General features: G+C 69.4%; 13 protein-coding genes. 2 read left to right on the top strand and 11 right to left on the bottom strand.

Annotated elements, in window-relative coordinates:
• Window positions 1-309: 309 nt before the first annotated feature.
• From KOI35_RS45360 to KOI35_RS45340, 5 genes are all read right to left on the bottom strand, one after another.
• Window positions 310-1,050, bottom strand: coding sequence for an ABC transporter ATP-binding protein (locus KOI35_RS45360; protein WP_308121452.1), 741 nt, complete (start codon window positions 1,048-1,050; stop codon window positions 310-312).
• Entirely contained in the window at window positions 1,043-1,771 is a 729-nt protein-coding gene (locus KOI35_RS45355; protein ID WP_215795994.1) for an ABC transporter ATP-binding protein, read from the bottom strand. The genes KOI35_RS45360 and KOI35_RS45355 overlap by 8 nt, the downstream gene beginning before the upstream one ends.
• A 223-nt stretch (window positions 1,772-1,994) precedes the next feature.
• Entirely contained in the window at window positions 1,995-3,014 is a 1,020-nt protein-coding gene (locus tag KOI35_RS45350; protein WP_246614864.1) for a branched-chain amino acid ABC transporter permease, read from the bottom strand.
• Window positions 3,015-3,339: 325 nt separating this feature from the next.
• A complete protein-coding gene (locus KOI35_RS45345; protein WP_215796036.1) occupies window positions 3,340-4,215 on the bottom strand; it encodes a branched-chain amino acid ABC transporter permease in 876 nt (291 codons plus the stop codon).
• A complete protein-coding gene (locus KOI35_RS45340; protein WP_215795992.1) occupies window positions 4,215-5,435 on the bottom strand; it encodes an amino acid ABC transporter substrate-binding protein in 1,221 nt (406 codons plus the stop codon). Before KOI35_RS45340 ends, KOI35_RS45345 begins: the two co-directional genes overlap by 1 nt.
• A 173-nt stretch (window positions 5,436-5,608) precedes the next feature.
• On the opposite strand from KOI35_RS45340, the gene KOI35_RS45335 reads away from it, so the two are divergent.
• The gene (locus KOI35_RS45335; protein WP_215795991.1) at window positions 5,609-6,640 is read left to right on the top strand and encodes a LacI family DNA-binding transcriptional regulator; all 1,032 of its coding nucleotides are present in this window, start codon (window positions 5,609-5,611) and stop codon (window positions 6,638-6,640) included.
• A 119-nt stretch (window positions 6,641-6,759) separates the two neighbouring features.
• Window positions 6,760-7,044, top strand: a complete 285-nt coding sequence (locus KOI35_RS45330; RefSeq protein WP_215795990.1) for a DUF167 domain-containing protein — start codon at window positions 6,760-6,762, stop codon at window positions 7,042-7,044.
• 4 nt (window positions 7,045-7,048) lie between these two features.
• Here the strand turns inward: KOI35_RS45330 and aat are convergent, their stop codons facing one another.
• The 6 genes from aat to KOI35_RS45300 all read right to left on the bottom strand — a co-directional run bounded on the left by aat (window position 7,049) and on the right by KOI35_RS45300 (window position 12,436).
• The gene (aat, locus tag KOI35_RS45325) at window positions 7,049-7,750 is read right to left on the bottom strand and encodes a leucyl/phenylalanyl-tRNA--protein transferase (protein ID WP_215795989.1); all 702 of its coding nucleotides are present in this window, start codon (window positions 7,748-7,750) and stop codon (window positions 7,049-7,051) included.
• Window positions 7,751-7,769: 19 nt separating this feature from the next.
• Entirely contained in the window at window positions 7,770-8,114 is a 345-nt protein-coding gene (locus KOI35_RS45320) for a DUF1330 domain-containing protein (protein ID WP_215795988.1), read from the bottom strand.
• Window positions 8,115-8,249: 135 nt separating this feature from the next.
• Window positions 8,250-8,918, bottom strand: a complete 669-nt coding sequence (locus KOI35_RS45315) for a nucleoside/nucleotide kinase family protein (RefSeq protein ID WP_215795987.1) — start codon at window positions 8,916-8,918, stop codon at window positions 8,250-8,252.
• Window positions 8,915-9,901 (bottom strand): ABC transporter permease, encoded by a 987-nt coding sequence (locus KOI35_RS45310; RefSeq protein WP_215795986.1) that lies wholly within the window; start codon window positions 9,899-9,901, stop codon window positions 8,915-8,917. Before KOI35_RS45310 ends, KOI35_RS45315 begins: the two co-directional genes overlap by 4 nt.
• A complete protein-coding gene (locus tag KOI35_RS45305; RefSeq protein WP_215795985.1) occupies window positions 9,898-10,884 on the bottom strand; it encodes an ABC transporter permease in 987 nt (328 codons plus the stop codon). Before KOI35_RS45305 ends, KOI35_RS45310 begins: the two co-directional genes overlap by 4 nt.
• Window positions 10,877-12,436 carry a sugar ABC transporter ATP-binding protein gene (locus KOI35_RS45300; RefSeq protein WP_215795984.1) on the bottom strand — a complete coding sequence of 520 codons (1,560 nt, stop codon included), beginning with the start codon at window positions 12,434-12,436 and terminating at the stop codon, window positions 10,877-10,879. The genes KOI35_RS45305 and KOI35_RS45300 overlap by 8 nt, the downstream gene beginning before the upstream one ends.
• Between the last annotated feature and the right edge of the window lie 2 nt (window positions 12,437-12,438).

The following is a 12,438-nucleotide window of genomic DNA, read 5'->3' as shown; positions in this document are numbered from 1 at the left end:
GGTCTGAACGAGCCGCACGTTTGCGCGAGTCGTCCGGATGAGCGAGTCGCGCGGATCAGCGATTGAGCGAGTCGCGCGGGTGAGCGAAGTTGAGCGAGTTGTGCGGGTGAGCGAGTCGTGCGGATCAGCGACTGAGTGAGCCGCCTGGATGAGCGAAGTTGAGCGAGTTGTGCGGTTGAACGAACTTGAGCGAGTCGTGCGAGTGAGCGAAGTTGAGCGAGTCGTGCGAGTCCCGCTCCGGCCACGGATCCCGCTGACGGTTGTGCGGGGTGAGCGAACTTGAGCGAGTCGTGCGGGTGAGCGAAGCGGTCAGGGAACGGGCGGTTTCTCGGCGGGGCGGCCGCCCAGATAGAGCTCGCCGAGCTGGGGGTCGGCCAGCAGATCGGCGGCCGGCCCGGAGATGTGCACGCGCCCCAGATCGAGCACGCATCCGAGATCGGCGGTTTCCAACGCGCGCCGGGCGTTCTGCTCGACCAGCAGCACGGCCGTCCCGGCGTCGCGCATCCGCACGACCTGGTCGAAGATGGTGCTGGTGGCCTTGGGGTCGAGTCCCATGGACGGTTCGTCGAGCAGCACGACCTTCGGATCGACCATGAGTGAACGCGCGAACTCGACCTGTTTCTGCTGTCCACCTGAGAGCAGCCCGGCCAGCGAGTGCCAGCGCTCCCCCACCACCGGGAAGAGTTCCTTGACGAAAGCTGCGCGTCTCGCGCGTTTGCTCTTGTCGGTGAGCGTGTATCCGCCGAGCAGCACGTTCTCCTCGACGGTCATCTCACGGAAGACGCTGTGGCCCTGCAGGACCAGCGCGACGCCCTGGGCGAGCATCTTCTGTGGCCCGGCGCCGGTCATGTCCTGACCGCCGACCAGGATCCGGCCGGTGCGCGGGGCGAGCAGTCCGGCGGCCACTTTGAGCACCGTGGATTTGCCGGCCCCGTTCGGCCCGACCAGGCAGACGACTGTGCCGGCCGGGACGGCGACGCTGAATCCGCGCAGCACCGGGGCCGCCCGTCCGTAACCGGCCTGGACGTCGACGAGCTCGATCTCAGACACCAAGGTAGGCCCCCAGCACTCGTTCATCGGCGCGGATCTCGGCCGGCGGCCCGGCGGCGATCGGCCGCCCACGGTCGAACACCACGATGTGATCGCTGATGCTCATCACGAGGTCCATGTTGTGCTCGACGATCACAAACGTGCGGCCCTCGGCGTTCAGGTCGCGCACCAGCGTGCCGATCCGGTCGAGAAGCGCCGGATTGACGCCACCGGCCGGTTCGTCGAGCAGAATCGTGTTCGGTTCGGCCATCAGAACGCCCGCCAGTTCGAGCAGTTTCTGCTGCCCCCACGACATGTTGCGCGCTTCCGCCCCGGCCAGATGCTCGATCCCGAGCCGGGTCAGCCAGCCGTGCGCACGCTCGATCTCCGCGCGCCGATGAGCGCTCCGCAAACCGTGCACCAGCCCACCCGGCCGGACCGCGGCGAGCACATTCTCGACCGCCGTCATGCGCGGAAACACCCGGCAGAGCTGAAACGTGCGACCCACTCCGGCCCGCGCCACCACGTGCGGAGCCCGCCCGGTGAGATCCTTCCCCCCGTACGTGATCCGGCCGGCATCCGGCTTGATCATGCCGGTGACGCAGTTGAAGAACGTCGTCTTGCCGCTCCCGTTGGGCCCGATCAGCGCGTTCACTTTCCCCGGCACGAACTCGACGTCCGCACCGTCCAACGCCACGACCCCACCGAACGCCTTACGCAACCCGCTCGTCGTCAACGTCATGCGCCCACTCCTTCGCGCACCAGCCACCGTCCCGGAATGGGCGCCACGCGCACCTCTGCGCAGCCACGACCGCACGCTGGACTGCACGCCACGCGCACCTTCGCGCAGCCACAACCACGTGCGGGGCTGCTCGCCCCACGCACCATCGCGCGGTCGCGACGGCGTGCAGGACTGCGCGCCACGCGCACCATCGCGCAGTCGCGGCCGCGTGCTGGGTTGAGCGTCATGTGTTCGCCTCCTCTCGGTCGCGCTTTCGCTGCTCGGCCAGGTCGGCTGCGGTTACCTCGCGGATGGAGCTCTGTTCGCGTTTGCGCAGCCGCTGGACGAGCGCGGTCACCGACGGGATGACGCCGTCCGGCATGAACATCACGACCAGGGCCAGCAGCAGGCCGGTGGTGACCAGGTGCAGGGGTGAGCTTCCGAACTCGGCCTTAAAATATTCGAGCGCCACGCCGACGACGATCGCGCCGAGCACCGGGCCGAACAGGTTGCGCACGCCGCCCAGCAGGGCCATGAGCACGATGTACGAGCCGGTCAGCACGCTGAACTGGAACACCGGGTCGAGGTCACCGAACCACAGCGCGTAGAGACCGCCGGCCAAGGCGGTGAACGCCGCGGACACCACGAAGACGGTCAGTTTGTAGGCGAACGTGGGCGTGCCGAGCGACTCCGCCTTGTCCTCGTCCTCGCGGATCGCCTTGAGGCCCATACCGAAACGGGAACGGTCGAGCAGCCACCAGGTGAGCAACGCGAGCACGAGCAGGCCGCCGTACAGGAAGAAGAAGACTCGATGATGCTCGGGCCGCAGCATGCCCGGGAACGGCCGCGGGACGACCAGACCGCGCGAACCGCCCGTCACGGACGACCAGCTCTGGAAAACGAGCAACAGAATGAGCACCAGAGCGATCGAAACGATCACGAACGAGGCGCCTCGCACCCGGAGCGCCGCGAAACCGATCGGAACGGCGAGCGCGGCGATCAGGATCGCGGCGACGATGAGCGCCCCGAAACTGGGCATGCCGGCCTTGGTGATGAGGAGACCGGTCGCATAGCCGCCGAGCCCGGCCAGAGCGCCGTGGCCGAGCGAGATGTAGCCGGTGAACCCGCCGACAAAGTTCCACGCCGTCGCCAGCACGGCCCAGTTGAGGACGATCACGCCCGAGCTGAGGATGTACGGATTGGGCGCCAGACTCGGAAACACCAGGATCGCGACGACCAGCACCAGCCCGGCCCCCAGCGGCAACCACCGCCCCGGCCCCGCCGAACCAGCGTCCGGAGTGCCAGGCTTAGAAACGCCGAGACCCGGGCTGGGCTTAGAAACGCCGAGACCCGGCAGTGCACTGCCGGCCTCCAAAGCACCAGGCCCAGAAACGCTGAGACCCGGCAAAGCACTGCCGGCCCCCGAAGCACCAGGCCCAGAAACGCTGGAACCCGGCAAAGCACTGCCGGCCCCCGAAGCACCAGGCCCAGAAACGCTGGGACCCGGGGATGCGCTGCCGGCCCCCGAAGCATTGGGCTTAGAAACGTTGGGACCCGGGGATGCGCTGCCGGCCTCCGAAGCGCCGGGCTTAGAAACGTTGGGCAAGGCGGCCTCCGAAGAATCCCTGCGGCCGGACGGCCAGCGTCGCGAACAGCGCCACATAGAACACGGTCTGCGCCCAGGTAGCGCCCATCGGAATCTGCAGCAGGCTCTGCGCCAGGCCGAGCACCAGGGCCGCCGCCGCCGCGCCAGCCACGCTGCCCAGGCCGCCGACCACGATGATCGCCATCAGCGGGCCGATCCAGTGCCAGTGCAGCGACGGGTAGATGGTGGTGTCGAGGGACAGCGCCGTCCCGCCGATCGCGGCGGTGGCCAGGCCCAGCCCGAAGCCGTAGCCCGCCGTACGTTCGGTGTCGATGCCGACCAGGCGTGCCGCGTCGCGGTGCTGGATGGTGGCCCGCAGCGCCCAGCCGAACTGGGTGCGTTTCATCAGCAGGTACAGCGCGGCCAGCGAGACCGCGGCCAAGCCGAACGCGATCAGTTTGACCACCGCGACCCGAGCCCCGAACAGGTCGAAGCTCGCCGTGCCGTAGCCGAGCTGGATGCGGCGCTGGGTGCCCGAGAAGGCGTACCCGAGAAGGCCTTCGATCATCAGGGCGATCGCGAACGTGATCAGCACCGACATCATCGTCAGGGTCGCCGGGCGCAGTCGCGACAACAGTCCTCGCTGCAGCAGCACGCCGGCGCCGAAGAACAGCGGCACGGTCACCACCAGGGACAGCAGCGGGTCGATGCCGAGGCGGTCGTTGGTCCACCAGGCCAGGTACGCGGCCAGGATGAGGAACGCCGAGTGGGCGATCATCACCACCCGCATGATGCCGAAGTAGAGGGTCAGCCCCGCGGCGAGCAGGGCGTACAGCCCGCCGAGGAGCAGCCCGAGGATGACGCTCTGGAGGAGGAGCATCACCAGGCCGGTTTCGGGTAGACCAGGTCGGCCTCCTTGGCGTCGGCCGGGAGCACGATCTTGATGTCGTTGCCGACCCACTGCTGGATCATGTGGGCGCCCTGCGGCTTGCCGGTGGCGTCCCACTTCAGCGGGCCGACCACGGTGTCGACCGTATTGCCGTGCAGCCAGTCGATCAGTTTCTGCTGGCAGTCGCCCTGTTCGGCGCATCCGGCGGCCTCGACCGCGGCCGCCACGACCTGGCCCGTCGTGTAACCGTTGGCCTGATCCTCCTCGGGCGCCTTTCCGAACTGGGCGGTGAACTTCTCGACGAACTCCTTGTTGCTTTCGTACGGGGCGTCCTGGCTGTACCCGGTCGGCGACAGTATGCCCTCGGTCTTGTTGCCGATCGCCTTGGCGAACTCGGGGTTCGTCGGCGCGGTCGAGAACGCGGCCAGCTTCGGCTGGTAGTTCAGCTGTTGCAGGGCCACGATCAGGTTCACGCCGTCCTGATATTGCGAGCCGCCGACCACCATGTCGGGCTTGGCCGCCGCGATCTTGGCCGCGATGCTGCCGAAGTCGGTCGTGTTGGGCGGATAGACCTCGTCGACCACGGTCTTCACGCCGCCGGCTTCCAACTTCTTTTTCAGCCCGTACGCCGTACCCTGCGCGAACGGGTCGTCCATGGCCGCGTACGCCACAGTGGCCGGTTTCTGGCCGGCCGGCAGCGCGAGCAGGTATTCGGCCAGGTGGTTGTAGTGGTCGTCGGCGACCGCGGGGGCCGCGTAGAACAGGTTCTTGAAGCCCTGGTTGAACACCTCGGCGGCCGCGCCAGCGGGTTCGACGAAGAGCATGCCGTACTCCTGCGCGACCCGGGCCGACGGCACGACCAGGCGGGTCGAGAACGGGCCGACGACCAGGTCGACCTGGTCGCTGCCGATGAGTTGCTCGTAGTCGGCGACGACCCGGTCCGCGTTGGACTGGTCGTCGAGGATCTTCAGCTCGATCTTGCGGCCGCCGAGGAGGCCGCCCTTGTCGTTCGTTATCTTGGCCCAGGCCTCGTACCCCTCCTGGACGCCCTTTCCGGGCTCGGAGAAGTCGCCGGTCAGGGGCAGGGAGATGCCGACGACAATCGGATCGTCTGCACTGGAAGAGGAGTCCCCACCCCCGCCGCAGGCGGCGAGGGTGAGAATGGCGCTGAGCGCGACGGCCCAGGTTGTACGTCTCGCGGGTGAACGCATCCTCGCAGCTCCTTTGCCGGGACGTAAGCGCTTGCGAAAGCGCTTACGTAGCCTAAAGTGATCGATGCGTCACATGCAACACCCCGGAAACTTATTAGCAGTCGGCCCGATGTCCGGCCGAGACGATCCGACCCGTTGATCCGGCCCGCTTCCGGCTCGTGGAGAGTTGATTCATGCCCAAGCCCGGTGTGAGGCTCCGCCTCGTCGACATCGCCGAACGTGCCGGCGTCTCGCTGGCCACCGCCTCGCGGGCGCTGGCCGGTCGCGACGGCGTGAGCGAGGAGGTCGCGGCCCGCATCCGGCAGATCTCGGAGGAGATGGGGTACGTCGCCAACCCGTACGCGCGAACCCTCGCCGGAGGCGCCAGCTCGACCGTCGGGCTGGTCGTGCATCAGGTCGACGACCCGTATTTCTCCGAGATCGCCGGGGGCGTCATCCGGGTCGCCGACGAGCAGGGCCTGCTCGTGCAGATCTGCCACTCCGGGCGCGACCCCGAGCACGAGCTGCGCCAGATCCGCCATCTGATCAACCAGCGGGTACGGATCATCATCGTGGCCGGTTCCGGTTTCGTGGACACCCGCCACGAGACCGCGGCCCGCGACGAACTCTCGGCCTATGTACGCGGCGGGGGCCGGGTCGCGGTGATCGGCCGGCACTCGCTCGGCGTCGACGCGGTGCTGCCCGACAACGATGCCGGCGGCCGTGACCTGACCCGCCACCTGCTCGAGCTGGGCCACCGCCGGATCGCGATCGCCTGCGGCACCCCCGACCTGAACACGGTGGTCGACCGGATGGCCGGCGTCGCCGCGGCCATGACCGAGGCCGGGCTCGCGATGGCGGACCTGCCGGTCGTGCACACCGACTTCACCCGCGACGGCGGCGTGGCCGCGACCGAACTGATCCTGCGCGACCACCCGGAAACGACGGCGATCATCGCGCTCAACGACGCCATGGCGATGGGCGCGCTCTCCACGTTGCGGGCCCACGGGGTGCCGGTGCCGGAACGGATGTCGGTGGTCGGCTTCGACGACGTCTCGGTCGCGGCCGACCTGGCCCCCAGCCTGACCACGATCCGCCTGCCGATGACCGACATGGGCAAGATGGCGCTGGCCCTCGCCCTGCGCGCGCCGACGGCCCGCCCCCGCCGCCGTTCCACCGGCCACACCCTGATCGTCCGCGACTCCACCGGCCCTGCCCCGGCCTGAGAAGATCGCGACTCCACCCGCCCCGCCCCGGCCTGAGAAGATCGCGACTCCACCCGCCCCGCCCCGGCCTGAGAAGATCGCGACTCCACCCGCCCCGCCCCGGCCTGAGAGGATAGGGCGTGGCCACGATCGCGATCCGGGTCAAGCCGGGCGCCTCACGTCCGGCCGTCGGCGGCGCCCATGAGGGTTCGTTCGGGCCGGCTCTCGTCGTCGCGGTCCGCGAGCCGCCGGTCGACGGCCGTGCCACCGAAGCCGCCCTGCGTGCCCTGGCCGCCGCGATCGGCGTCCGCCCGGCGCGGCTGTCGCTCAAGGCCGGCGCCACCAGCCGCGACAAGCTCGTCCGGGTCGACGATCCTCCGGCCGATCTCACCGAACGGATCGCCGCGCTGATGACGAGGGCCTGACCGGTCAGCTCACCAGGGACGACCAGGGGCCCCGCCGGGTCTCCCGCTCGAGGGCCTTGTGCAACCGCTCCTGGAAATGGCCGAGCTCCCACTCGACCGCCCCCAGCCGCTCCACGTGGGGTGTCATCATCTGGCAGTCGACCAGCTCGAAGTCCCACGCGTGCAACTGCGACAGCAGCGTGACCAGCGCGATCTTCGATGCGTCGGACTCACGGCGGAACATCGACTCGCCGAAGAAGGCCGCCCCCAGCGACACCCCGTAGAGCCCGCCGACCAGCCGATCACCGTTCCAGGCCTCGACCGAGTGGGCGAAACCGAGCTCGTGCAGCCGCGAGTAGGCCTCGAGCATCGCGTCGGAGATCCAGGTGCCGCCGTTCGCCCCGTGGATCTCGGCGCAGGCCGCGATCACCGCACCGAACGCCCGGTCGTAGGTGATCGTGAACGGCTCGTGGCGCATCACCTTGCGCAGACTGCGACTGACGTTGATCTGCCCCGGCACCAGCACCACCCGCGGGCTCGGGCAGAACCACGGCAGCACGTCCGAGCCTTCGGAGGGCCAGGGGAAGATCCCGTTCGCGTACGCGACCAGCAGCCGCTCGGGCCCGAGGTCACCCCCGACCGCGAGCAGCCCGTCGGGGCGCGCCTTGGACAGCGGCGGGAACCCGTACGCCCGCAATGCCCCCCGCAGTTCGAGACCCAGGTTCACGCAGTGAAGATATCGCCTGTCAGGCCGCCGCCGCGGAGCGGAGCACGGCCGCCGTCGCGCGCGCGTCGTAGTTCGGGCCGACACCGGGGAAGATGAGCGTGTCGCCCTCGATGTGGCGGGTTCGCAGCGGCAGGATCGCCTGGTAGGCCGGCGAGTCGTACCAGGACCGCGCCGACTCGAGGTCGGGGAACTCCAGGATCACCAGGGTGCCGGGCCAGCTGCCCTCCAGCACCTCCACCTGCGGACCGTGGGCGACGAACCTTCCCCCGTACGGATCCATGGTGCTCTGGATCGTCTCGATGTATTCGAAGACCTCGTCGTGGGTGCTGGTCGTCCGCAGGTGCGCCATCGCGAAAGCAGTCATGCCCCCCATCGTGCGGGGCATGACTGCATCCGATCGATTACCTCGGAGGTAAGACGAGGGTTGTTCAGGGCGGCAGAGACCTTGGCGTCGAGCTACCGCTTGTCGTCGGTACAGGCAGGCCCTGAACAACCCTCGTCACCCGTGGACGAGGACCAGGTCGGCTCGGTCCTTGGAGCGGGCCACCAGCTCGGCGTTGCGCTGATCGGAACCGGTGGCCCGGCGCTGCGCCGTGGCCAGGTCGTCCTTGAAGCGGACGTGCCGCTCGACCAGACGGTCTATGCGCGTGCCGTGGTCCAGCTCGACGTACCAGGCCTCATCGAGCATTTCCCGTACGCCGTTCCAGGGTGCCCGGTCCAGCAGCAGGTAGTTGCCCTCGGTGATGATCACGCGGACCCGCGGCGGGACGGCGATGGCGGCGGCCACGGCGTCGTCGAGTGCGCGCCGGAACTCGGGCACGTAGATCGTGGTGTCGCTCTCCGACCGCAACCGCTGCAGCAGGGCCACGTAGCCGGCGCCGTCGAACGTCTCGGGCGCGCCCTTCACGTCGGCCAGACCCATCCGTTCGATCGCCGACTGGGCCAGGTGGTAGCCGTCCATCGGGACCAGCGCCACCTGCCCGGGCAGGTGCTCGTCGAGGCCGGTGACCATCAGCTCGGAGATGGTGGACTTGCCGGCACCGGGCGGGCCGGTCAGCCCGATCAGCACCCGGTTCTGGGTGAGCAGCCGTTCCTCGACCCGCCCGCGCAGCGCGTGCAGGGTGGTCGTGTCCCAGGGCAGGGCCGGTGGCCCGACGGTCGCGGTCATGACTTCTTCCTTCCGCGGCCCACGCCGGTCTGCAGCAGCACCACGACCAGCAGGAAGGCGCCGCGGACGACGTTCTGCCAGTAGGAGTTGATCTCGATGCCGCCGCGCCCGTTCTCGAAGTTGATGATGGTGAAGATGACCTGGAGCAGCAGCAGGCCGGCCAGGGTGCCCCCGATCGAGCCGACGCCGCCGGTCAGCAGCGTACCGCCGACGACCACGGCCGCCACCGCGATCAGTTCCCAGCCGACGCCGGTGTCCATGCTGACCGAGCCGGTCTGCGAGCCGAGCACGACCCCGGCCAGCCCGGCCAGCGCCCCGGAGAGCAGGTAGACCGAGAACTTGGGCAGGCGGGTCGGCACGCCGAGCAGCGCGGTGGACTCCTCGCTGTCGCCGATCGCGAGCACCGTACGCCCCCACGGGGTGAACTTGAGCGCGACCGCGGCCAGCACGAACAGCAGGATCATCAGCCAGAACCCGGTGGTCAGCCCGAAGATCTTGTCTCGGGCGAGCGACTGCAGCGTGCCGGTGCCGTAGACGACGGTCTGCGTGTCGGCCAGCTGCAGGCCGAGCCCGCGCGCCCAGAGCAGCGTCGCCAGCGTGACGACGAACGGTTCGAGGCGGGAGTGCGCGATCAGCAGGCCGTTGACCGCACCCACGGCGGCGCCGGTGCCCACGCCGACCAGCACGGCCACGACCGCACCGTGCGGGCTGGCCAGTCCCCCGGCCACGCCGGCCAGCAGGATGACCGAGCCGACCGACAGGTCGATGCCGCCCGTCATGATCACGAAGGTCATACCCAGGGCGATCAGCGAGTATTTGACCGCGTCGTCGAAGTACGAGGTCAGGTTGATGCCGGAATAGAACGCGTCGCCGTAGCGCAGCGAGGCCAGCAGCACCACCAGCACGAGCACGGCGACCGTGCCGCGGCGCTGCAGGGCGAGCCGGTGCCCGATGGTGGCCACGTCGGCGGTGGCGGCGCTCATCGCGCGTCCCGCGAGCGGCGCAGCAGATAGATGGCAGCCACGATGATGAGTCCTTGTGCGATCTGGGCGACCTCACGGGGGATGCCGTGGGCCACCAGGGTGTTCTGCAGGAGCCGGAGCATCAGGACGCCGATGATCGTGCGACCGGGCGAGAACGTGCCGCCCGCGAGTGTCGTTCCGGCCACGGCGACCGCGGCGATCGCGTCGAGCTCCATGTTGAGGCCGGCGTTGGTGGCGTCCGAGGCCTGGATCCGGCCCAGTTCGAGCAGGCCGACGAAACCGGCCAGGCCACCCGCGACCACGTACGCCATGGTCTTGACCCGCTTGGTGCGGATGCCGACGAGACCGGCCGCGCGTTCGTTGCCGCCCACCGCGAGCAGCTTGGTGCCGGCCGGGGTGAAGCGGGTGACCAGCACGATCGCGATCGTGATGACGATCAGCGAGAACACCGAGATGGGCAGTCCCGCGATCACGCCGAGGCCGAGGAACTCGACGATCGGCTGGTTCACGGTCTGGATCCGGCCGCCGGTGACGACCTGGGCCAGCCCGCGCCCGGCGGTGAACAGCACCAGCGTCGCGATCATCGGCTGGATGCCGAACCGGGACACCAGCGTGCCGTTGAACAGGCCGGCGGCCACGCCGACGAGGATGCCGATCGGCAGCGCCACCAGCGGCGGCACGCCGTCGAGCAGGAACACCGCGGTGACCTGACCGGACAGGGCGACCACGGCGCCGACCGAGAGGTCGATGCCGCCGGTGGCGATGACCAGGGCCATGCCGAGGGCGACGATCGCGGTCGGTGCGGCCTGGCGCAGCTGCACGAACAGGATGTTGCGCAGGTCCAGGAAGTTGTCGGTGAAGATGATGTTGAACAGCACCAGCAGGGCGAGCACGATCGCCGCGCCGTAGCGCCGGATGAAGGACGGCCAGTCGGTGTTCCGCAATACGGAAGCAGCGGCCGGCCGGGTGGCGAGATCAGTCATCAGCGTTGTCCTTTTGCGGCACATCGGACGACGGCACAGCCTCGCCGCTCGCCATGACGGCCATCAGCGACTCCTCGGAGAGCCGGTCGAGGGAGACCCGGGCCACCGAGACGCCGTCGCGCAGCACGGTCACGTCGTCGCAGGCGCTGACCACCTCTTCGAGTTCCGACGACACGAGCAGCACACCCATCCCGTCGGCGGCCAGCTTGTCGACCAGGGCCAGGATCTCGGCCTTGGCGCTGACGTCGATGCCACGGGTGGGCTCGTCGAGCAGCAGCACGGCCGGTTCGGTGGCCAGCCAGCGAGCGAGCAGCACCTTCTGCTGGTTACCGCCGGAGAGCTCGACGATCGGCTGGTCGGCCTGGGCCTTGATGCCGAGCCGGGCGATGTAGTCGGTGACGATCTGGCGCTGCCGCTTGCGGTCGACGATGCCCCGTCTGGTGAGCTTGGGGAGCAGGGCGAGAGTCAGGTTGTCGCGCACCGACATGTGCGGCACGATCCCCTCGGCACGGCGGTCCTCGGTCAGGAAGGCCAGTCGATTCGCGATCGCTTCCCCGGGCGTACGGAGGGAAGGCCTGTCGCCGTTGACCTTGATCTCGCCCGAGTCGAGCGGGTCGGCGCCGAACACCGAGCGCAACAGCTCGGAGCGTCCGGAACCGAGCAGGCCGGCCACACCCTGCACCTGACCGGCGTAGACGTCGATCGAGGCGTCGCGCAGACGGGGAGCCGACGCGGCGTTGGTCACGGAGAGCACCGGCTCGGCCTGCTGCCGGGGACGCGCGGCCGGCCGGGCACCCGAGGCCACCTGCTCGGCGGCACGGCCCAGCATCTTGCTGACCAGCTCGTACTGGTTGAGCGAGGCCAGAGATTCCTCGGCGACCGTACGGCCGTCGCGCAGCACGGTGACGTCCTCGCAGATCTCGTAGAGCTCGTCCATGCGGTGCGAGACGAACACCATCGACACGCCGGAGTCGCGCAGCGAGCGCATCACCCCGAACAGCGTCTCGACCTCGCGCTCGGCCAGCGACGACGTCGGCTCGTCGAGCACCAGCAGCCGGGCCTCGAGCGAGACGGCCCGGGCGATCGCGGTCATCTGCTGCGTGGCCACGCGGTAGCTGCCCAGCGGACGGGTCACGTCGATGTCGAGCGACAGCGTGGCCAGCGCGTCCCGGGCCCCGGCCCGCATGGTGGCCCAGTCGACCAGGCCGCGCCGCCGGGGGAAGCGGCCGAGGAAGATGTTCTCGGCCACCGACAGCTTGGGGACGAGGTTCACCTCCTGATAGATGGTGACCACGCCGGACTTCTGGGCGTCGGCGGTGGAGCGGAAGTCGACCGGTCGGCCGTCGAGCCGCACCTCGCCGCCGTCCCGCCGGTAGACGCCGGTCAGGATCTTGATCAGGGTGGACTTGCCGGCCCCGTTCTGGCCGATCAGCGCCCGGATCTGGTGGCGGCCCACGGTCATGGTCGCGTCGTCGAGGGCCCGCGCGCCGCGGAACGACTTGGTCACCCCGCGCATCTCGAGCAGCGGGCCCTCGGGTGTGGTGTCGGTCATCG

Origin of the sequence: Paractinoplanes bogorensis (assembly GCF_018829635.1) — a bacterium.
Taxonomy (GTDB): domain Bacteria; phylum Actinomycetota; class Actinomycetes; order Mycobacteriales; family Micromonosporaceae; genus Actinoplanes; species Actinoplanes bogorensis.
Note: the sequence above shows the minus strand (reverse complement) of the source record. Positions and strands in the feature narration are given on the sequence as shown.